This is a genomic window from Pseudonocardia sp. DR1-2 (assembly GCF_023717215.1).
GTDB lineage: Bacteria > Actinomycetota > Actinomycetes > Mycobacteriales > Pseudonocardiaceae > Pseudonocardia > Pseudonocardia alni.
Map to the genome: position 1 here is coordinate 378,376 of NZ_JAMQOF010000001.1, position 19,083 is coordinate 397,458.

The window sequence follows — 19,083 nt, forward strand, 5'->3', positions numbered from 1 at the left end:
TGCCGGCGGTACCCCGGCCGGTGCGGATCACCAGGCGGTCCGGGCCGGTGCGAGGCCGGGGGCGGTCCGGCCTCGGCTCCCCGGCCCGGCCACGGTCGTCGACGCCCCGTGCCCGTGCGTCGACAGGACACGTGGGCGGGCCGCCGGGGTGGACGGGTTCTCGCGCCGGTCGCGTCCAGGACGGGGGCGAGGTCCGGGCGGCGTGCGGACAAGGGGCTGCCGGCGACTCCTACGTCGTAGCCCTTCTTTGTCAATGAAGCATTGACGCCAGCGAATCGTCGACGAAACAACGACAACCGAACCGCCAGGACCGGAGGAAGCCGGCGCCGGCCGGGGAGGTCCGGTGGCCCGGGCCGGCGACCGGTGTGCGGTGCGGCCCCCGGGTCAGCGGGGTCGGTCGGCGGCCCGGTCGAGCGCGTCGACGACGGCGTCGGTGAACGCCCCGGCGCCGCCGTGCCCGGCGTCGTCGATGATCCGCAGCTCGCTGCCCGGCCAGCGCCGGTGCAGGTCCCAGGCGATGTCCGGAGGGCCGGAGACGTCGTACCGGCCGTGGACCAGGGTCCCGGGGATCCCGGCGAGCCGGGTCACGCCGCGGAGCAGGGCGTCGTGGGGGAGGAACGCGGCGTGCCGCCAGTAGTGCGTGACCAGCCGGGCGAAGACGAGCCGGAACGCCGGGTCCTCGTAGCGTCGGCTCGGCCGGTGGCCCGGTGCGAGGGAGACGTGGGTGTCCTCCCAGCGGCACCACTCGCGGGCGGCGTCCTCACGTACGGCCGGGTCGGGGTCGGCGAGCAGGGTCGCGTAGGCGTCCACGAGGCGGATGCCACGCAGGTGGGCGGGCACGGCGCCGGCGAAGCGGTCCCACGCGGCGGGGAAGATCCGGCGCATGTCCTCGGTGATCCAGCGGACCTCCCGCTCGGTCGTCGTGGTGACCGCGGCGAGGACGAGCGCGTCGACGCGCCGCGGGTGGGCCTGGGCGTAGGCGAGGGCGAGGGTGCTGCCCCAGGAGCCGCCCCGCACGACCCAGGAGGGGACGGCCAGCAGCTCGCGGAGCCGCTCGATGTCGTCGACGAGCAGCTGTGTGGTCTGGGTGCGCCCCAGGTCGACGGCGGGGTCGGAGGCGAGCGGCCTGCTGCGGCCGCAGCCGCGCTGGTCGAGCAGCACGATCCGGTACCGCTCGGGGTCGTAGTACCGGCGGGCCCCGGCCGAGGCGCCCGAACCGGGACCGCCGTGCAGGTCCAGCGCGGGCCGCCCGTCGGGGTTGCCGCAGGTCTCCCAGTGGAGGGTCTGGCCGTCGTCGGTGGTGAGGGTGCCGGCGTCGTAGGGCTCGATCGGCGGGTGGAGGGGCACGGCTACAGACCTGCCAGCAGGGCGGCGGAGTTGTCCTCCCACGCGTTGTCGATGCGGATGTAGGCGCCGACGGTGGCCAGGGAGCGGTGCCGGGTCTGGTGGGCGATGGCCCGGTCGGAGGCGCCGCGCTGGTGGGCGTAGGTGACGTGGCCCGCGCGCAGGGAGTGCGCCGACCAGGGGCCGGGGCCGATGTCGGCCCGGGCCACCGCGCGCTGGACGATCTCGTTGACCGACTCCGGGTGCAGCGGCCGGTCGGTCACCCGGTTGCCGCGGGTGACCTTGCGCAGCACCGGGCCCTCGGTGATCCCGGCTGCATCGAGCCAGGTCCGCAGCGCGGTGACCGGGCAGCGCGCGGCCCGGTGCGCGTGCGGGAGGACGACGAGCTCGGGCTCGGTGCCGTACGGGTTGGTCTTGGACCGGGGGATCGACAGGACGCGGCCGCGCGGGTGGTCGGCGACGTCGGCGACGGTGAGCGCGGCCAGCTCGGAGCGGCGCAGCGCGGAGAAGAACCCGACCAGCAGCAGGGCCCGGTCGCGCAGGCCGGCGAGGTCGTCCTCACCCGGGCGGGTCGCGTAGCTGCGGGTGGTGGGGCAGGCGTCGACGACGTCGTCGAGGTCGGGGGGCATCAGCGGCCGGGCCTGGACCGGCGGGGCACCGTGGGTGCGGCGGATGCCTTCCCAGACGGCGGTGACGCGGCGGGCGTCGGTGGGGTCGGGCAGGTCGCGCATGACGTGCACGAACCGGATCGAGGACAGCCGGCGGCTGATGGTCCCGACCTTCGCCCCGGCCCCGGCGAGCTCGGTGATGTAGCCGGACAGCGCCTCGGGGGCGGCGGGCAGCGCCTCGTGCCCGTGCCGGGCGCACCAGCCGCTGAACTCCCGCCAGTCCGAGGCGTAGCCGCGACGGGTGTTGGCCGACCGGGCGGCCGCGACGTAGGCGGCCTCCTGCTCGGTCAGTGGGAGGTCCACCTGCGGCGCGAGCAGCTCGGCGCCGGGGACGCCGGTGGGGGCGGGGTCGGTCACGGGGTCATCCTGCCGGTCCCGGTGCCCGCGCCACGATCACCACGCCCGGGCCGGTCCGTTCGTCGGGGTGCAGGAGGAGCTCGGCCTCGGGGTGCAGCCCGGCCCGCCCGAGGAGGTCGCGCAGCTGCTCGGGCCGCCACAGGTGGGTGGTCCAGCGGACGGGCACGCCGCCGTAGCACTCGGTGCGTTCGAGCTCGCCGTCGCCGACGTGGGTCGCCAGGATCAGCCGCCCGCCGGGGGCGAGGGCGCGGGTGAAGGAGGCCAGGACGTGCGGCAGGACGTCGCGGGGCAGGTGGAACAGCGACCACCAGCCCAGGACCCCGGCGAGCGAGGCGTCGGGGACCGCGAGCTCGGTGGCCGAGCCGACCGAGAACCGGCAGTGCGGGTACAGCCGCCGGGCGTGGGCGACCATGGCGGGGGAGAGGTCCATCCCGGACGCGTCGACACCGCGCTCCACGAGGTGGGCGGTGACCTGCCCCGGCCCGCAGCCGACGTCGAGGACCGGCCCGCGGCCCGCGACGGCGTCGGCGAAGGTGTCCATGGCGGCCCGGAGCCAGGGGTGGGTGCGGACGTCACCGAGGCCGGTGGTGACGACCATGTCGACGTAGTTGTCGGCGACGCGGTCGTAGGAGTCGCGGACGGCGTCGAGGTCGGCGGGGCGCGGGACCGGGGGCACGGTCAGTGCACGACCGCGGCGACGAGGAGCAGTGCGGCGGCCAACGCCGCCGTCAGCACCCGGCCCTGCCGGGTCTGCGGGCGCAGTCCCCACCCGACCCGCTTCGGCCCGAACCACGGTGACCTGCCCATCGCCGCTCCTCCCGCCCGCTCCCCGGCCAGGCTATCGCCGGTGATCGGGGCCCGGGGCCGCGCGGCCACGCTCGACCGTTCACGGCGGCGGCGTGGCGGGACGACCTGGGAGGGCTCCCGACACCGATGCCCGAGGATCCGCAGCACTGCCGCAGGACCCGATGGGATGGCGGCAGCCGACACCGATGTCCAGCAATGAGGAGGATCTCGTGGTGAACAGAAGGCAGTCCATCCGTCGGATGGCGACCCTCGCCGTCGCATCCGTGGCGAGCATCGGCGCGCTCGGCTTCGCCGGTGTCGGCGTGGCTCAGGCCGGCGAGCACATCACGTCCGCGGGCACGTTCCAGAGCAGATCGGCATGCGAGTCGGCGATCGCTTCCTTCACTGCGACCCCGGTTGGGGGGAAGTACGTCTGCGCCTCGAACGGCAACCCGGCGTCGCAGGCCGAGCCGACGTACACCGCCTACTACCACTACTGGGACTGACGCAATCCCGCCTGCGACGCGGTGCCGGGGACACGTTCTCGAGGGGGATCGTGTCCCCGGGTCTCCTCGTCGCCGCGTCGACAACCGCACGGGCCGGAGCGTGTTCGACGTGAAGGTCGATCGGGTCGCGCCCGGACGGCGTCTCCGGGCGCTGCCTGCCTCCCGGCCGAGGCGCTGGAGGCGTCGGCCCGTCAGCAGGTCCCGCGGTGGACGACACGACACCGCTCGCGATCGGGGCGGTCACGGCGCCGGTCGAGCGGGTCGGGCGGTGCCGGGTCGTGGCGCACCGCCGGGGTGGCGGCATCGCCGTCGCGGCCGCGGCGGCCACGCCCGCGCTCGTCGAGTCGCTCGTACTCGTCGAGCCGCACGGCCTGCCCGACGACGGGGGACCGGGCGGGGTCCCTCGTGTTCGGGGACTTCCTCGACCGGCCCCCGTCGTACCGGCAGCTCCGGGCCCGGGTGGCAGCCCTACGTCGGGGGAGCAGCCGGGACCGTCGAGCACCTGGACCTGCCCGCCGCCGGCCGGGCGGGACGGCCACATGCCGGATGACGGCACGAACAGCGACGTGGTCGCGGAGTGGCCCGGCGCCTCCGTGACGGCCCGACCGCACACCGCCCGGCGGTCCCGCTCCACCACGGTTCCCCGCGGGCTCCCGCGCCCCGGCGACGGTCGGTACACCCGTGGTTCTGACAACCCGGGATTCTCTGCATTATCCCAGGTTGTAGAAGTTTGAGTAAACAAACCGGAAACCACTAGCAAGTTCGTATAACCAGAACTGCTAGCATGGCCGGCGTGACGGACACGGTGGTGCGGTGCGGATACAGCCGGTGCCGGGCGGAGCTGCCCCCGCCCGGGCCGCAGGGCGGCCGTCCGCGGTCGTTCTGCCGGGACACCCGGTGGGAGCAGGGGCGGACGTGCGCGCAGATGGCCCGCGCCGAGCGGGAGGCCCTCGGTGCTCTCGGCCTCGACACCGGGACCGGGGCGTTCGCGCTCGACGCGGACCGGCTCCGCGAGCACGTCGGCGCGCTCGCCGGGCCGGTGGCCGAGCTGTCCGGGGCGCTGACCGCTGTGCTGGACCGGCTCGACGAGATCGAGCGCGACGCCCTGGCCGCCACCGAGGCCGCCCGCGCGGGCGCCGCCGAGTCCGACGCCGCCCGTCGGCAGGCCGACACCGCCCGGGAGACGGCCGAGCACCGGGCCCGTGAGGCGGACCGGGCCGCGACCGAGGCCCGGCAGGAGCGGGCCGAGGCGGTGACCCGGGCCGAGGAGGCCGCCGCCACCGCCCTCGCGGCGACCGAGGCCCTCGGTGCGGCCCGGCAGCAGGCCGCCGACGCCGTCGCCGCCCGGGACGCCGCCGTCGCCGACGCCCGCGAGGCCCGGGACACCGCCGCGACCGCCATCCGGGACCGGGAGGCCGCGGTGCTCGCCGCCCGGACCGCCGAGCACGAGCGCGATGCCGCCCTCGCCCGCGCCGACGCCGCCACCCGCGACCGGGACCGCCTGGACGCCGACCTGACGGCGCTGCGGGCCGACCACGCCGCGGTCGTCGCCGACCGGGCGGGTCTGGTCGAGACCGTCGTCGAGCAGCGCAGCCGGCTCGCCGCGCAGCGCGACCTGCTGACCGAGGCCCGCGCCGTCGCCGACGGGCTGCGCGCGCAGCACGAGAGCGCCCGCACCGCGGCCGAGGAGCTGACCCGCCGGCTCGACGACACCCGCCGGGAGCGGGACGGGCTCGCCGCGGAACGGGACCGGCTGCGTGCCGCGGCACCGGAGCCGGGCCCGGCCCGGATGCACCCCGACGACCTCGCGGCCCTCGCGGCCGCGGTGCGGGGGTGAGGCCCGGCGGCCGGACCGGCCGGGCTCCCGCCCCGGTCGTGGTGACGGTGCTGCGGGAGCGGCTCTACGGCACGCTGTCCTGCCTGTCGACCCTGCTGGTCCTGCTCGGCCACGGTGGCGAGGGCTCCTCGGCCGGATCCGCGATCGTCGACGTCGTGGTGGCCGCGGGCGCCCTGTGGGCGGCGAGCCTGCTCTCCGACGTCGTCGCGCACCTCGCCGTGCACGGGCACAGGCCCCGGGGCCACGAGCTCGTCGCCGCGCTGCGCAGCTCGGGGCAGATCCTCCAGGCCTCCGCCGCGCCGGTCGTGCTGCTCGCCGCCGCCGCGGCCGGGCTGCTGGAGCCGACCACCGCGCTGCAGCTCTCGACCGGGGTGACGGTGCTGGTGCTGGCCCTGTTCGCCGTGCTGGCGGCCCGGCGGACCCCGCTGTCGTGGTGGCGACGGGTGCTGCTGGTCGTCGCGCTCGTCGGACTCGGCGCACTCGTCATCGTGGTCAAGCTGCTCGCGCACGGCTGACCTCAGCCGCCCGGGACCGCCCCGGGACGGGTGGTGGCCCGCGGCGGTGTGCACACGGTGCCCGCCGCCGGCAGCGTGGTGTCGAGCAGCGTGGCCTCCACCGCGGCGTCGACACAGGGGTCGGTGCCGTACGAGCCGTGCCCGACACCCTCGCGGGTCAGCAGGACCGCCCGGTCCAGGGTGTCGGCCGTCCGCTCCGCCCAGGTGTGGGGCGTGACCGGGTCGAGCCGGCCGCCGACCACCAGCGTCGGCGGGGCGCCCGCGCCGGTCAGCGGCGCGGTGACCCGGTCGGTGTTCGGCGCGGGCCACACCGCACAGGCCAGCGCGCTGTAGGCGGCGCGGGTGCCGATCCGCGGTGCGTGCTCGACCGCCCGCTCGGCGGCCGCGGTGTGCGCAGCGACGTCGGCCGGGGTGCTCCAGTCCGCGCAGCGCACCGCGGTGTGCTGCTCCTGCGTCGCGGTCGGGACACCGAACGGCGAGACCGTCAGGTTGCGGTAGAGCAGGTGGGCGAGGGTGCCGTCGCCCTGCTGCGCGGTCGCCAGCGCCGTCGTCAGCACCGGCCAGAGGGTGCGGTCGCCCGCCGCGCCGCGGGCGGTCTCCAGCAGCATGGCGCCGTCGACGACGCCGGCCGGGGCGAGGCCCTCCACCGCCCGGGCCGGGGCGGGGCGCCGCTCGAGACCGGCGACGAGCGCGTCGAACGCGGCGGCCGGGTCGCCGTCGCCGAACGGGCAGACCGCGGCACCTTCCGTGCGGCAGCTGTCGAACCAGGCGTCGAGGGTCCGCTCGCTCGCGACGGCGACCTCGTCGAGGAACTCCAGGGGGTCCCCGGTCCACAGCGTGGTGTCGACGGGCGCGTCGAGGACCATCTGCCGGACCCGGTCCGGGAACAGGGTGGCGTACATCGGGCCGACGACGGTGCCGTAGGAGATGCCGTAGTAGGTGATCGTCTCCTCGCCGAGCGCGGTGCGGAGCCGGTCCAGGTCGCGGGCGACGTTGTCGGTGGACAGGCTCGCCAGGAACGCCGGGGTCCGGTGCGCCGCGCAGCCCTCGGCCAGCGCCCTCGCCTCGGCGAGCAGGGTCGGCAGCGGGGCACCGCCGGGGACGGCGGGGTCGGCGGCCGTGCTCGCGGCGGCCGTGGCGCGCTCGGCGTCGGTGCGGCAGCGCACCGCCGACGAGGCGCCGACGCCGCGTGGGTCCATCGCGACGACGTCGAAGCGCGCCAGCACCTCCGGCCCGAACGTGCCCGGCGACCCCGGGGTGGCGGGCATCGCGCGCAGCGTGTCGGTCGCGGCGACCCCGGGGCCGCCCGGGTTGAAGAGCAGGGTGCCGATCCGGCGCTGGGGATCGGTGGCACGGTGCCGCATCACCGCGAGGGAGACCCGGGGGCCGTCGGGGTCGGTGTACTCCTGGGGGACCTCGAGGGTGCCGCACTCCAGGCCGGGGCCGCACGCGCTCCAGGTGACCGGGTCGGGTGGCGGGACCGCGGGCGCGGACGGCACGGCGGGTGCGGCGGCGGCACAGCCGGTCAGGGTCAGGGCGACCACGGCCGCGAGGACGGCGAGCGGCCGGAGGAGTCGGTGCAGGGCGTGCATGCGGTGGAGTCTGGGGCGGCCGTCCGGCCGTCCGGATCCGTCCGGGGGAGAGTTCTGCCCGGCCGGGGTCCGTCCGAAGGATGAGCGCGTCCGGGTCGTGGGACGGAGGCGTCCGCGCCGGTACGGGCCCTAGCCTCGGCGGCATGACCGATGTCGCGGCGTACCGGCGGTGGGTCGTCGACGGCCTGGTGGTCGTGGTGACGGCCCTGATCGGGCTGCTCATGGCCCGGTTGCGGGTGGTGTCGTCGCCGGGCGGACCCGAGCTGCTGCTGGGTGTCGACGTCGCGGCGGGGATGCTGGCCTGCGTCGCGCTCTGGTGGCGGCGCCGGTACCCGCTGCCGGTGGCCGTGGGCGTCGTCGTGCTGTGCACGTTCTCCGAGGTCGCGTCCGTCCCGGGGCTGGTCGCGCTGTTCGCGGTCGCCGCCCGCTGCCCGGCCCGGGTCTCGGCCGCGGTGTTCCTGGGCAGCTTCGCGTCGTTCGCGGTGTACTACTCCTGGCGGCCCGCGCCGGAGGCCCCGCTGTGGCTGCTGGTCGGGGCGCTGGTGGCGGGACACGCGGCGGTGTTCGGCTGGGGACTGCTCGTGCGCAGCCGCCGGCTGCTGGTCGAGTCGCTGCGCGAGCGGGCCGCGATGGCCGAGTCCGCCGCGGCGCTGCGGGCCGAGCGCACCGCGCACGAGGCGCGGGAGGCGCTGGCCCGGGAGATGCACGACGTGCTCGGGCACCGGCTGTCGCTGCTCAGCGTGCACGCGGGGGCGCTGGCGTTCCACCGCGACGCGCCGGCGGAGGAGACCGCGCGGGCCGCCGAGGTCGTGCGGGCGAACGCCCACCGCGCCCTGCAGGACCTGCGGGAGGTCATCGGGGTGCTCCGGGCGCCGGTGGGGGAGCTGCCGCTGCCCGGGATCACCGACGTCGGGGAGCTGCTCGAGGAGACCCGCCGGACCGGGACCGCGGTCGTCCTGCACGACGGGCCCGGCGTCACCACCGGGGAGCACCCGGTGCCCGAGACCGCGGGGCGCACCGCCTACCGGCTGGTGCAGGAGGCCCTCACCAACGCGCGCACGTACGCGCCGGGTGCCCCGGTCACGGTGACGGTGACCGGCGGGGCCGGGGACGGGCTCGTCGTCGAGGTGGCGAACCCGGCACCGGCCCGGCCTGCCCGCGCCGACCGGCCGGGGGCCGGGCAGGGGCTGCGGGGGCTGGCCGAGCGGGCGACGCTCGTCGGGGGCCGGCTGGACCACGGCCCGACCCCGGACGGCGGGTGGCGGACCGGGATGCGGCTACCGTGGCCGTCGTGACCGCCTCCGACCCCGTCGCGGTGCTCATCGTCGACGACGACCCGGTCGTCCGCTTCGGACTGTCGATGATGTTGCGCGGCGCCGACGGCCTGACCGTCGTCGCCGAGGCCGGGGACGGGGCCGAGGGGGTCGCGCTGGCCGAGCGGCACCGGCCCGACGTCGTGCTGATGGACATCCGGATGCCGGGCACCGACGGGCTCACCGCCACCGAGACGCTGCGCCGCCGCCCCGGCGCGCCGCAGGTCGTCGTGCTCACCACCTTCGACGCCGACGCCCACGTGCTGCGCGCGCTGCGGGCCGGCGCCGCCGGGTTCCTGCTGAAGGACACCCCGCCCGACGAGCTCGTGCTCGCCGTCCGGCACGCCGCCGCGGGCCGTCCGGTGCTCTCGCCGGAGGTGACCCGCCGGCTCATCGACCGGGTCGCCGAGACCGACCGGGACAGCACCCGGGCCGCGGCCCGGCGACGGCTGGAGCGCCTCGCCGAGCGGGAGCGCACCATCGCCCTCGATCTCGGCGCGGGCCGGTCCAACGCCGAGATCGCCGCCCGTCACCACATCAGCGTGGCGACGGTGAAGACCCATGTCTCGGCGATCCTGACCAAGCTGGACCTGAACAACCGGGTCCAGGTGGCGCTGCTGGTGCACGACGCCGGGTTGTCCCCGCCGGTCTGACCCGGTGTCAGCCGGGCGGCTGCCCGGGGGCCGCCTCCAGCTCGTCGAGGCGGGAGCGCAGCCGGCGGAGCTCGGCGAGGAGCTCGGCCCAGGTGGCCGGGTCGGGGGTGCCCGGCCCGGCGGGGTCGGGCTCGTCGTGGCGGGCGGCCTCGGTACGGGACCGCTGGATCTGCTCGGTGAACCAGCTGGCGATGGTCGCGGTCACGGTGCCCAGCACGGCGATCCCGGCGATCATCAGGCCGGCCGCGACCAGCCTGCCCTCGGTCGTCACCGGGTAGCGGTCGCCGTAACCGACGGTCGTGATCGTGGTCAGGACCCACCACAGGGCGTCGGCGAAGGTCGTGATCGTTGCGTCGGGCACGTCGCGTTCGGCCTCGTAGACGCCGAGCGCCGCGACGAACCCCAGCAGCGACACGGTGACGACGAGGTAGGCGCTGACCCGGCCGCGCAGGTCGTCCCGCAGCGTCCGGGTCAGCACCGACACCGCGCCGACCAGCCGGACCAGACGCAGGAACCGCAGGAACGGGGCGAGCAGGACCAGGACGTCGAGGGGGTTGTCGAGCAGGAACCGCCACCGGTCGCGGGCCAGCCACAGCCGGATCGCGACGTCGGCGACGAACACCGCCCACAGCACCCACAGGAGGGTCTCCAGGGCCCGCCACGCCGGCGACCCGGGGCGGGTCAGCAGCACCTCGCAGGCGTAGAGCAGCAGGAACCCGGCGGAGAGCACCGTCAGACCGACATCGGTCCGTGCTTCCCACGCCCGCAGGCGTGGTTCCGGTCGGGGCGCGGCACGCGTCATGGGCGGAGACTACGAGGCCGGGACACCGCGGTGCGGCCCGAAACGGAACGCCGGGTGCGACCGCTCGCGGGTCGCGCGGGCGGCGAACCCGTCCAGGACGTGGTCGACCTCCCGCCAGGCGACCTGCGTGGGCACGGCGTCGTCGCCGAACGGGGCCAGGACGTTCACGCAGTACGCGGCGTCGCGGCCGCGGACGGTGTCGGCGACGGCCGGGGCCCGCCCGGCCCTGCCGCCCAGGTGCCGGATCCCGGTGACGACCATCGGCCCGGTGCGGGAGACGACCCGCTCGAGGCCGTCGCGGTCGAGCCCGTCGACCAGCACGTCGTCGCCGAGGTAGGCGTGCGGGAACTCCGGCTCGGCGTACACCCGGGCCGACGCGCGCGGGTCCAGCGGGGCGACGGTGTCGTCGTCCCAGGCGACGGCGGCGCGCAGCGGCGCGAGCAGCGCGTCGGTCCGGCCGGGTCCGCCGGTGCCGACGACCCCGACCCGCAGGATGCGACGTCCGCGCAGGTGGGCGGGCAGGAACGGCAGGTCCGGGCAGGGGACGACGGACAACCCGGAGGTGACGTCGTCGGGCAGGGCCGAGGTCCAGTCCGCCCAGGCGTGCAGTGCGGCCGGGTCGCCGGGGGTGTCCGCGTCGCCGAGGACGCGCACGAGCCCGCCGCCGACCAGGCCGTCGGAGCCGAGCAGCCCGACGACGACCGCGGTGACGACGTCGCCGTCGTCGGGGCCCGTGCCGCGCAGCCGGGCGAAGTAGCGGGGGTCCGACGCCGCGGACACCCGGACGGTGCCGCCGGCGCGGGCGAGCTCGACGGCGTGGACGTGGTCGGCGGCCCAGCCGTCGGCGCGGACGGCGAGGCCGAGCCCGCCGCCGGACAGGTACCCGACGACGCCGACCGACGGTGCGCTGCCGTGCGGCGGGCGCAGGCCGTGCGGCGCGGCCGCGGCGACGACGTCGCCCCAGGTCGCGCCGGCCCCGGCGCGGGCGGTGCGCGCGACCGGGTCGACCGTCACCTCCGCCATCGGCGCGGTGTCGATCAGCAGGCCGCCGTCGCACGGGCGGCGCAGGCCGTGCCCGGTGGCGTGCACGGTGACGGCGAGGCCGTCGTGGCCGGCCCGGGCCAGCGCGGCGACGACGTCGTCCGCGCCGGTGACGGTCACGACGGCCGAGGGGCGGTGGGTGATGCCGGTCTGGAAGCTCCGCGTGCTGGTCATGGCTCCGAGCCTGGGCCCGCCAGTGGCAGAAGTCGAAGAGATGGATCGTCTACCGGTTAGCATCGCTGCTTATGGAACTGCGACACCTGCGCTACCTCGTCGCGGTCGTCGACTCCGGGACCGTCACCGCGGCCGCCGCGGCGCTGCACGTCGCGCAGCCCGGGGTGAGCGCGCAGCTGCGGCAGCTGGAACGCGAGCTCGGCGCGCCCCTGGTCGAACGCGGCCCGCGCGCGGTCACGCCCACCGAGGCCGGGCTGGCGGTGCTGCCGCACGCCCGCGCCGCGCTCGCCGCCGTGGAGGACGCCCGCGACGCCGTCGCCGCGCTGCGCGGGCTGCTGCGCGGCCGGGTCGCGGTCGGCATGGCCACGTCGCTGCCCGACACCGTGCTCGCCGACCCGGTCGGGGACTTCGCCGCCGCACACCCGCAGCTGGAGGTGACGCTGCGGGAGGGGACCACCGACGAGCTGGTCGACGAGCTGCGGGCCGGGCGGCTCGACGTCGCCGTGCTGGGGTTCCCGCACGCCCCGCCCGACGGCCTCGACGGACGGGTGCTGGTCGAGTCCCCCCTGGTCGCGGCGGTCGCGGCGGACGACCCGTTCGCCGGACAGGCCGCGGTGACCCTGGACGAGCTCGCGGCCCGGCCGCTGATCTGCCTGCCCCGCGGGCACGGTCTGCGCGCCGCGCTGGACGCGGCACTGGCGGCCCGGTCGCTCACCGCCCGGGTGGGGTTCGAGTCCGGCGCGATGACATTGCTGCTGCGCCTGGCCGCGCGCGGGGCGGGGGTGGCGGTGGTCCCGGAACCCGCGCTCGGCGCGGCCGGGGTGGCGGCCCTGGCCCGGCCGCCGGTCGCGGTGCCGATCACCCCGGAGATCCGGACGCGGCTGCACCTGGTCTGGCGCTCGGGCGGGCCCGGCGGACCGGCGGCGCGGGCGCTGCTGGAGTCGCTGCTCCGGTGACGCCCGGCGCGGGGGATCAGCGGGGGACCGACACCAGGACCCGGACGGCCTCGGCGACCGCGGCGCGCCGGGCGACCCGCACCGCGGTGGCGATGGGGCGCAGCGCGTCGGAGCGGGCGACGGCCGCCGACGCCGACAGCGCGCCGCCGGGCTCGTCGCCGGAGGCGGCGGACAGGATCGCGTCCACCTCGTCGGCCTGCTGCAGCACCCGCAGCGCCTGCGGGGGCATCCCGCCGGGCCACAGCGCCTGCGGGCGGCGGCGCAGCCAGGCCGCGATCTCCTCGCGCACGCCGGGCCGGTGCCGGGCCACGCCCAGGTCGGTCAGCGCCGCGGCGGCGGCCCGCACCTGGCCGCGCAGCTCCCGTTCGGCCTCGTTCAGCGCCACGTACTCGGGGACCGGGCCGGGGTCGGCGACGGCGTGCGCGGTCCAGCGGACCACCCCGTCGGCGATCGGTGACGGCACGACGCCGAACCCGGCGTCGGCGAACAGCACGCCCTCGCCCGCGGTGATCGCGGCGTCGGAGAACGGGCCCGGGCCGGGCAGGCCGCGCACGTCCCCGGGGGCCGGCAGCACCAGCCGGGCCTGTCCGCGCGGGGCGCCGCGGCGGACGGCGGCCAGCAGCATCGCCGTCGAGGTCGGCGCCGATCCGGGGCCGGGCAGTCCGGTCGCGGCGGCGGTGACGTCGTCGGCGGCGAGCACGTCGTGCGCCTCCGACCACGGCGCGAGCGCGTCGAGGACGTCGTCGGGTGCGGCGGACCCGGCCAGCCAGGCCGAGGCCCACACGGCGAAGGTCGTGGAGGCACAGGACACGGCGGTCAGGCTAACGGCCCGTCCCGTGTCGCACACCCGGCACGTGGGTGACACAGCGCTACGAGGGTCACGCTGTGCGTGACCACCGGAGTGTGGGCGTGTCGTGCCCCGGTCACCGACCGGCGTCGACCGATACTGGTTCACCATGAGCCGGACCCACGATTACCGGGGCATGTTCGACACCGCGGGCACCCGTGCGCCGCGGGAGAGCCGGGTGACCGAGGTCGCCGCCGAGCCGGGCCTGGTCGTCGAGGACCCGGCCAGCGGGTTCTGCGGTGCCGTGGTGACCGTCACCGGCTCGGAGGTGACGCTGGAGGACCGCTTCGGCGGCCGGCGGATCTTCCCGCTGCGCCCCGCCGGTTTCCTGTACGAGGGCCGCCCCGCGACGCTGGTGCGTCCGCGGGCCGCTCCCGCGGGCCGCACGTTGTCCGCGTCCGGCTCGGTGCACGTCGCGAACCTGAAGGCGCGCACCGCGCGCGCCGCCCGGATCTGGGTGGAGGGCCTGCACGACGCGACACTGGTCGAGCAGGTGTGGGGGCACGACCTGCGCGTCGAGGGCGTGGTCGTGGAGCCGCTGCACGGCGTCGACGACCTCGCCGCCGCGGTCCGTGACTTCGACCCGGGCCCGCACCGGCGCCTCGGCATCCTCGTCGACCACCTGGTGGAGGGCACCAAGGAGACCCGCCAGGCCCGCGAGGCCTACCGGGCGACCCGCGACGCGCAGCAGCACGTCCTGGTCACCGGCCACCCCTACGTCGACGTCTGGCAGGCCGTGAAGCCCTCGGTCGTCGGGATCCGCGAGTGGCCGGTGATCCCGCGCGGCACCGACTGGAAGACCGGGGTCTGCGCGGCGCTGCGGTGGGGCGAGCCCGCCGACGGTGCCCGCCGGGTGCTCGGCGCGGTCCGCAGCTACCGCGACCTGGAGACCCCGATGATCGGCGCGGTCGAGCGCCTCATCGACTTCGTCACCGCCGAGGGGGCCTGACCCCGACACCGGGGGCGGACTCCGGCACCGACCGGTAACGATCGGGCCAAGCGGTGCGGAGCATACCGACGAAACGCCGACAGGGAATCGGACATTCTGGCACCCTGGGGCGATGGATCCGGCACTGATCTGGCTGCTCATCGGTCTCGTACTGATCGGCAGCGAGGTCGTGTCCGGGGAGCTGTTCCTCGTCATGCTCGGCGGCGGCGCACTCGCCGCGGCGGCCGGGGCCGCACTCGGGTTGACGCTCCTCCCGGCAGCCGGGGTGGGCGGCGCCGTCGCGGTACTGCTGCTGCTGGCCGTGCGACCGGTGGCGAAACGCAGGCTGGCCGAGCACATGGGCACGTTCGAACGCCACCAGGACCGGTTCGTCGGCGCCTCCGCCGAGGTCGTGCAGCGCGTCGACGGCGAGCGCGGGCAGGTGCGCATCGGACGCGAGGTGTGGTCGGCGCGGTCGATGGACGGGGTGGAGGTCCTCGAGGCCGGCGCCACCGTCACGATCCTGCAGGTGACCGGGGCGGCCGTGCTCGTCACCGGTCGGGGGGAGCTACCGCCGTCCTGACCGCCACCGCGGCGGGACGGCCACGACGCCCCGGGGACTCCGGGGCGACACGGGCGCCGGTTCTCCGGCGCGCAGGAGGGGAGAGCACATGGGCGCCGAGTTCATCATCGGCATCGTCCTGCTCGTGCTGGTCGTGACGATCGTCGTCAAGTCGGTCGTCATCGTCCCGCAGGAGTGGGCCTACATCATCGAGCGGCTGGGCCGCTACCACAGCATCCGGGAGGGCGGCCCCGCCATCCTGGTGCCGTTCGTCGACCGCACCCGCGAGCGGGTCGACCTGCGTGAGCAGGTCGTGTCGTTCCCGCCGCAGCCGGTCATCACGCAGGACAACCTGACCGTCAACATCGACACGGTCGTGTACTTCAAGGTCAACGACGCCAAGGCGGCGGTCTACGAGATCGCCAACTACATCGCCGGTGTCGAGCAGATCACCACCACGACGCTGCGCAACGTGGTCGGCGGCATGACGCTGGAGCAGACGCTGACCTCGCGCGACCGGATCAACACGGCGCTGCGCGGCGAGCTGGACGAGGCGACCGAGCGCTGGGGCATCCGGGTCGCCCGGGTCGAGATCAAGGCGATCGACCCGCCGCCCTCGATCCAGAACTCGATGGAACAGCAGATGAAGGCCGACCGCGAGAAGCGGGCCATGATCCTCACCGCGGAGGGCCAGCGGGAGTCGGCCATCCGCAGCGCCGAGGGCAACAAGCAGTCCCAGATCCTCACCGCGGAGGGCGCCAAGCAGGCCGCCATCCTCGCCGCCGAGGCCGAGCGGCAGTCGGAGATCCTGCGGGCGCAGGGCCGCCGGGCCGCGCTGTACCTCGAGGCGCAGGGTGAGTCGAAGGCGATCGAGAAGAAGTTCGCCGCGATCAAGGCCGGTAAGCCCACCCCGGAGCTGCTCGCCTACGAGTACCTGCAGACGCTGCCGCAGATGGCCGAGGGCGAGGCCAGCAAGCTGTGGGTCGTCCCGTCCGACTTCGGGAAGGCACTGGAGGGCTTCACCCGGATGCTGGGTGCGCCCGGCGAGGACGGCGTCTTCCGCTACGAGCCCAGCCCCGACGACGGCACCGTCTCCCGGCCCGCCGAGGACGACGGCGTCGAGGACTGGTTCGACACCTCGTCCGACCCGGAGATCGCCAAGCAGGTCGCGGCGGCCACCGCGGCGGCCCAGCAGGAGGTCCCGCCGGTCGGCTCGGACGTCCCGCCGGTCCCCGGCACCGAGGCCGGCAACGGCGGCGGTGCGGCCCCGGCCCAGCTGGAGGCCTCCCGCGAGGTCCCTGGCATCGGCGCCCCGGGCGCGGTGCAGGGCCACCCGAACGGCCAGGAACAGCGCGGCTGAGCCACCCCGGCCGCACGTCACCGTCGACGGTGACCGCACCGCCCCATCCGGTTCGCCGGGTGGGGCGGTGTCGTGTACGACGGCGTCCGGCCGGTCGCCCTCGGCGCACCGGCCGGGATCCTGCCGGCGATGCTCGGGCTGCGCCGCCGGGTGGGCCGGGATCAGGCGAGCACGAAGCCGTAGGGCAGCTCCAGGCGGTGCCGGGCGAGCAGCTCGGCGTCGGCCAGCAGGTCGCGGGTCGGCCCGTCGGCGACGACGGTGCCCCCGTCCAGCACGACGCTGCGCGGGCACAGCTGCAGCGCGTACGGCAGGTCGTGGGTGACCATGAGCATGGTCCGGCCCAGCCCCAGCAGCACTTCGGCCAGCTCGCGGCGGGCCACCGGGTCCAGGTTCGACGACGGCTCGTCGAGCACCAGGATCTCCGGGTCGCACGCCAGCACCGTGGCCAGCGCGACCCGGCGGCGCTGCCCGCCGGACAGGTGCAGCGGGGAACGGTCGGCGGCGTCGGCCATCCCCACCGCGGCCAGGGCCTCGTCGACCCGCTCGCGCAGCGCGGGCCCGCGCAGCCCGAAGTTCGCCGGGCCGAAGGCCACGTCCTCGGCGACGGTGGGCATGAACAGCTGGTCGTCCGGGTCCTGGAAGACGATCCCGACCCGGCGGCGGATCTCGCGCAGGTGCCGCTTCTCCACCCGGAGCCCGCCGACCTCGACGGTGCCCGCCGCGCCGTCCCCGCCGCCGAGGATCCCGTTGAGGTGCAGCACCAGGGTGGTCTTCCCGGCGCCGTTCGGGCCGAGCAGCGCGACCCGCTCGCCGGGGGCGATCGTCAGGTCGACGCCGAACAGCGCCTGGTGGCCGTCGGGGTAGGCGAAGGCGAGGTCGGTCAGCCGCAGCGACGGCGGGCTCATGCGGCCACCCAGCCGGAGCCGGCCAGCAGCACCGCGACCCCGGCGACGGTCAGCCCGGCCAGCCACTGCCGTGACGTGGTCGGGGCGTCGCCCGACGGCGGCATGGTGCCGGTCCAGCCGCGCGACAGCATCGCCAGGTGCACCCGCTCGCCGCGCTCGTAGGACCGTACGAACAGCGAGCCGATCCCGCGGGCGGTCGCCCCGGCCTGCCACAGGAACCGCGGGTCGTGGCCGCGGGAGATCCGGGACAGCCGCATCCGGCGGGCCTCGCCGGTGATCACGTCGGCGTAGCGCAGCATCAGGGTGGCGATCGTGGTGACGATCGCCGGGGCGTGCAGGCGCTGCAGGCCGACGAGCAGGTCGCGCATCGGCGTCGTCGCCGCGAGGGTCAGCGAGGTCAGGACGCCGAGGGTGCCCTTGACCAGGATGTTCCACGCCCCGAGCAGCCCCGGCTGGGACAGCGTGAGGCCGAGCCAGTCCAGCGTCGGCGCCGGGCCGGTGAACGGCAGCAGCACCGCGAGCACCACGAACGGCAGCTCGATCACCGAGCGCCGCAGGATCCAGCCCGGGCGCACCCCGGCCAGGCCCCACACCGCGGCCAGCAGCAGCGCGAACCCGCCGAACACCGCGAACGCCTCGCGCGGGGTCGCGACCACGCACACCACCACCAGCAGCGCCGAGACGATCTTCACCTCGGGTGGGAGCCGGTGGACGGGGGAGTCGTGGTGCAGGTACAGCGGGTGCGCGTGCCCGGCGCCCATCAGCCGTCCCGGCGGCGCAGCAGCAGGAACACCCCGCCCGCGACGACGACCGTCACCAGCACCCCGGCCACCCCGGCGACGCCGGTGGTGCCCTCGCCGCCCACGACCGAGTACCCGGCGAGCGGGCTCGACGCCATGGCGTGGTCGCTCTCGTGGGTCGCGATGCAGGTGCCCTCCAGCCGCTCCTCGCCGTCCGGGGTCGCGACGGCGGTGCAGCCGTCCCGGGCGACGGTGTCCAGGCCGTCGGGGTCGGGGGAGGCGAAGGACGAGACCAGCCCGGCCACGACCAGGGACACGATCAGGAACCCGGCGAAGAACAGCAGCGGGCGACGGCGGGCGGTGGCGCTCATCGCGCACCCTCCTCGGAGGTCGAGCGGCGGGCCAGCGGGCGCCCGGTGCCGCGCAGCAGGTACACCAGGTCCGGCCGGGCGGCGGCCACCGCGCCCACGGTGGCCGCGGTGATCACGCCCTCACCGATGCCGATCAGCACGTGCAGTCCGCCCATCAGCGCGAACACCGTGCCGAGGGTGGCGCCGCCGGCGCCTCCGATCGCGTACTCCAGGACGAAGCCCATCGCCGCGACGACGGTGTTGAGCAGGGCCGCGACGAAGGCGACGGCGACCAGCCCGCCGCGGGACCGCACCGCGAACCGGCGCAGCGAGCGCGCCACCAGCCAGCCGACGACCACCCCGATCACGGCCATGTTCGTGATGTTGAGGCCCAGTGCGGTGATGCCGCCGTCGGCGAACAGCAGCGCCTGCACCACGAGCACGATCGAGATCGCGATCATGCCCACCCACGGGCCGACCAGGATCGCGACGAGCGCCCCGCCCAGCAGGTGCCCGCTGGCCCCGGGAAGGATCGGGAAGTTGATCATCTGGACGGCGAAGACGAACGCCGTGACCAGCCCGGCCATCGGCGCGGTGCGGTCGTCGAGGTCCGCGCGGGCGCGCAGGACGGCGACCGTCAGCGCGATCACCGCGACGACGGCGAACAGCAGCGCCGTCGGGCCGTTCACCAGCCCGTCGCTCATGTGCATGGCGACCGCGTGCGTCTGCATCGCGCCCCCTCACCGGTCGGACCGGCCGCCACCCGGCCGGGTGAGGGGATTCAACGCGACGGCCGTGCTGCCGCAAAGTCCTGGCAGTAGATAGGCGACTGCATGTCCCGGATGTC

Annotated in this window: 21 protein-coding genes; 9 read left to right on the forward strand and 12 right to left on the reverse strand. The window is 76.2% G+C overall.

All coding sequences use genetic code 11. The features are described 5' to 3' along the window. Positions 1-384 precede the first annotated feature (384 nt). Genes pip through ND486_RS28750 form a run of 4 tightly spaced genes read right to left on the reverse strand, consistent with a single transcriptional unit; the run spans position 385 to position 3,176 of the window. The gene (gene pip, locus ND486_RS01760; RefSeq protein ID WP_251782444.1) at positions 385-1,347 is read right to left on the reverse strand and encodes a prolyl aminopeptidase; all 963 of its coding nucleotides are present in this window, start codon (positions 1,345-1,347) and stop codon (positions 385-387) included. A 2-nt stretch (positions 1,348-1,349) separates the two neighbouring features. Beyond that, the gene (locus ND486_RS01765) at positions 1,350-2,369 is read right to left on the reverse strand and encodes a site-specific integrase (protein ID WP_208820836.1); all 1,020 of its coding nucleotides are present in this window, start codon (positions 2,367-2,369) and stop codon (positions 1,350-1,352) included. Between the two features lie 4 nt (positions 2,370-2,373). Then, complete coding sequence (locus tag ND486_RS01770; protein WP_251782445.1) at positions 2,374-3,045, reverse strand: class I SAM-dependent methyltransferase; 672 nt, start codon at positions 3,043-3,045, stop codon at positions 2,374-2,376. 2 nt (positions 3,046-3,047) lie between these two features. After that, positions 3,048-3,176 (reverse strand): hypothetical protein, encoded by a 129-nt coding sequence (locus tag ND486_RS28750; RefSeq protein WP_285898058.1) that lies wholly within the window; start codon positions 3,174-3,176, stop codon positions 3,048-3,050. A 185-nt stretch (positions 3,177-3,361) separates the two neighbouring features. Between ND486_RS28750 and ND486_RS01775 the strand changes: the two genes are divergently transcribed. From ND486_RS01775 to ND486_RS01785, 3 genes are all read left to right on the forward strand, one after another. Then, positions 3,362-3,661 carry a hypothetical protein gene (locus ND486_RS01775; RefSeq protein WP_251782446.1) on the forward strand — a complete coding sequence of 100 codons (300 nt, stop codon included), beginning with the start codon at positions 3,362-3,364 and terminating at the stop codon, positions 3,659-3,661. Positions 3,662-4,454: 793 nt separating this feature from the next. Continuing rightward, positions 4,455-5,498 (forward strand): response regulator receiver protein, encoded by a 1,044-nt coding sequence (locus ND486_RS28755; protein WP_308215787.1) that lies wholly within the window; start codon positions 4,455-4,457, stop codon positions 5,496-5,498. Next, positions 5,495-6,013 carry a hypothetical protein gene (locus ND486_RS01785; RefSeq protein WP_251782447.1) on the forward strand — a complete coding sequence of 173 codons (519 nt, stop codon included), beginning with the start codon at positions 5,495-5,497 and terminating at the stop codon, positions 6,011-6,013. The genes ND486_RS28755 and ND486_RS01785 overlap by 4 nt, the downstream gene beginning before the upstream one ends. A gap of 2 nt (positions 6,014-6,015) precedes the next feature. On the opposite strand, the gene ND486_RS01790 is transcribed toward ND486_RS01785, so the two are convergent. Beyond that, on the reverse strand, positions 6,016-7,605 hold the full coding sequence (locus ND486_RS01790; protein ID WP_251782448.1) for an alpha/beta hydrolase: 1,590 nt from the start codon (positions 7,603-7,605) through the stop codon (positions 6,016-6,018). A 143-nt stretch (positions 7,606-7,748) separates the two neighbouring features. Here ND486_RS01790 and ND486_RS01795 point away from each other — a divergent pair, with 143 nt between their 5' ends. Together ND486_RS01795 and ND486_RS01800 are read left to right on the forward strand one after the other, a co-directional pair. Further along, positions 7,749-8,900 (forward strand): sensor histidine kinase, encoded by a 1,152-nt coding sequence (locus tag ND486_RS01795; RefSeq protein WP_251782449.1) that lies wholly within the window; start codon positions 7,749-7,751, stop codon positions 8,898-8,900. Next, the gene (locus ND486_RS01800) at positions 8,897-9,571 is read left to right on the forward strand and encodes a response regulator transcription factor (protein ID WP_308215788.1); all 675 of its coding nucleotides are present in this window, start codon (positions 8,897-8,899) and stop codon (positions 9,569-9,571) included. Before ND486_RS01795 ends, ND486_RS01800 begins: the two co-directional genes overlap by 4 nt. A 7-nt stretch (positions 9,572-9,578) precedes the next feature. Here the strand turns inward: ND486_RS01800 and ND486_RS01805 are convergent, their stop codons facing one another. Together ND486_RS01805 and ND486_RS01810 are read right to left on the reverse strand one after the other, a co-directional pair. After that, positions 9,579-10,373, reverse strand: a complete 795-nt coding sequence (locus ND486_RS01805) for a potassium channel family protein (RefSeq protein WP_251782450.1) — start codon at positions 10,371-10,373, stop codon at positions 9,579-9,581. Between the two features lie 9 nt (positions 10,374-10,382). After that, positions 10,383-11,588, reverse strand: coding sequence for an FAD-binding protein (locus ND486_RS01810; RefSeq protein ID WP_251782451.1), 1,206 nt, complete (start codon positions 11,586-11,588; stop codon positions 10,383-10,385). A 71-nt stretch (positions 11,589-11,659) separates the two neighbouring features. On the opposite strand from ND486_RS01810, the gene ND486_RS01815 reads away from it, so the two are divergent. Continuing rightward, positions 11,660-12,544, forward strand: a complete 885-nt coding sequence (locus ND486_RS01815; protein WP_251782452.1) for a LysR family transcriptional regulator — start codon at positions 11,660-11,662, stop codon at positions 12,542-12,544. A gap of 16 nt (positions 12,545-12,560) precedes the next feature. Here the strand turns inward: ND486_RS01815 and ND486_RS01820 are convergent, their stop codons facing one another. Continuing rightward, positions 12,561-13,355 (reverse strand): hypothetical protein, encoded by a 795-nt coding sequence (locus tag ND486_RS01820; RefSeq protein WP_224402445.1) that lies wholly within the window; start codon positions 13,353-13,355, stop codon positions 12,561-12,563. A gap of 145 nt (positions 13,356-13,500) precedes the next feature. Between ND486_RS01820 and ND486_RS01825 the strand changes: the two genes are divergently transcribed. From ND486_RS01825 to ND486_RS01835, 3 genes are all read left to right on the forward strand, one after another. Then, positions 13,501-14,340 carry a DUF3097 domain-containing protein gene (locus ND486_RS01825; RefSeq protein WP_251782453.1) on the forward strand — a complete coding sequence of 280 codons (840 nt, stop codon included), beginning with the start codon at positions 13,501-13,503 and terminating at the stop codon, positions 14,338-14,340. 112 nt (positions 14,341-14,452) lie between these two features. Beyond that, positions 14,453-14,902, forward strand: coding sequence for an NfeD family protein (locus tag ND486_RS01830; protein ID WP_062395235.1), 450 nt, complete (start codon positions 14,453-14,455; stop codon positions 14,900-14,902). A gap of 88 nt (positions 14,903-14,990) precedes the next feature. Continuing rightward, on the forward strand, positions 14,991-16,241 hold the full coding sequence (locus ND486_RS01835; protein ID WP_251782454.1) for an SPFH domain-containing protein: 1,251 nt from the start codon (positions 14,991-14,993) through the stop codon (positions 16,239-16,241). Between the two features lie 161 nt (positions 16,242-16,402). Here ND486_RS01835 and ND486_RS01840 read toward each other — a convergent pair whose 3' ends face one another. Genes ND486_RS01840 through ND486_RS01855 form a run of 4 tightly spaced genes read right to left on the reverse strand, consistent with a single transcriptional unit; the run spans position 16,403 to position 18,967 of the window. Then, the gene (locus tag ND486_RS01840) at positions 16,403-17,146 is read right to left on the reverse strand and encodes an energy-coupling factor ABC transporter ATP-binding protein (protein ID WP_208820854.1); all 744 of its coding nucleotides are present in this window, start codon (positions 17,144-17,146) and stop codon (positions 16,403-16,405) included. Continuing rightward, positions 17,143-17,907, reverse strand: a complete 765-nt coding sequence (gene cbiQ / locus ND486_RS01845) for a cobalt ECF transporter T component CbiQ (RefSeq protein WP_251782455.1) — start codon at positions 17,905-17,907, stop codon at positions 17,143-17,145. Before cbiQ ends, ND486_RS01840 begins: the two co-directional genes overlap by 4 nt. After that, positions 17,907-18,257, reverse strand: coding sequence for a PDGLE domain-containing protein (locus ND486_RS01850; protein WP_073574795.1), 351 nt, complete (start codon positions 18,255-18,257; stop codon positions 17,907-17,909). The genes cbiQ and ND486_RS01850 overlap by 1 nt, the downstream gene beginning before the upstream one ends. Further along, positions 18,254-18,967, reverse strand: coding sequence for an energy-coupling factor ABC transporter permease (locus ND486_RS01855; RefSeq protein ID WP_174525502.1), 714 nt, complete (start codon positions 18,965-18,967; stop codon positions 18,254-18,256). The genes ND486_RS01850 and ND486_RS01855 overlap by 4 nt, the downstream gene beginning before the upstream one ends. Positions 18,968-19,083: the final 116 nt, after the last annotated feature.

Bases quoted from the DNA above. Each gene is read 5' to 3' on its own strand.
- ND486_RS01810 (WP_251782451.1), bottom strand. From the start codon at position 11,588: ATGACCAGCACGCGGAGCTTCCAGACCGGCATCACCCACCGCCCCTCG.
- cbiQ (WP_251782455.1), bottom strand. From the start codon at position 17,907: ATGGGCGCCGGGCACGCGCACCCGCTGTACCTGCACCACGACTCCCCC.
- ND486_RS01835 (WP_251782454.1), top strand. From the start codon at position 14,991: ATGGGCGCCGAGTTCATCATCGGCATCGTCCTGCTCGTGCTGGTCGTG.
- ND486_RS01790 (WP_251782448.1), bottom strand. From the start codon at position 7,605: ATGCACGCCCTGCACCGACTCCTCCGGCCGCTCGCCGTCCTCGCGGCC.
- ND486_RS01850 (WP_073574795.1), bottom strand. From the start codon at position 18,257: ATGAGCGCCACCGCCCGCCGTCGCCCGCTGCTGTTCTTCGCCGGGTTC.
- ND486_RS01855 (WP_174525502.1), bottom strand. From the start codon at position 18,967: ATGCAGACGCACGCGGTCGCCATGCACATGAGCGACGGGCTGGTGAAC.
- ND486_RS01830 (WP_062395235.1), top strand. From the start codon at position 14,453: ATGGATCCGGCACTGATCTGGCTGCTCATCGGTCTCGTACTGATCGGC.
- ND486_RS01840 (WP_208820854.1), bottom strand. From the start codon at position 17,146: ATGAGCCCGCCGTCGCTGCGGCTGACCGACCTCGCCTTCGCCTACCCC.
- ND486_RS01815 (WP_251782452.1), top strand. From the start codon at position 11,660: ATGGAACTGCGACACCTGCGCTACCTCGTCGCGGTCGTCGACTCCGGG.
- ND486_RS01805 (WP_251782450.1), bottom strand. From the start codon at position 10,373: ATGACGCGTGCCGCGCCCCGACCGGAACCACGCCTGCGGGCGTGGGAA.
- ND486_RS01825 (WP_251782453.1), top strand. From the start codon at position 13,501: ATGAGCCGGACCCACGATTACCGGGGCATGTTCGACACCGCGGGCACC.
- ND486_RS01775 (WP_251782446.1), top strand. From the start codon at position 3,362: ATGTCCAGCAATGAGGAGGATCTCGTGGTGAACAGAAGGCAGTCCATC.
- ND486_RS01795 (WP_251782449.1), top strand. From the start codon at position 7,749: ATGACCGATGTCGCGGCGTACCGGCGGTGGGTCGTCGACGGCCTGGTG.
- ND486_RS28750 (WP_285898058.1), bottom strand. From the start codon at position 3,176: ATGGGCAGGTCACCGTGGTTCGGGCCGAAGCGGGTCGGGTGGGGACTG.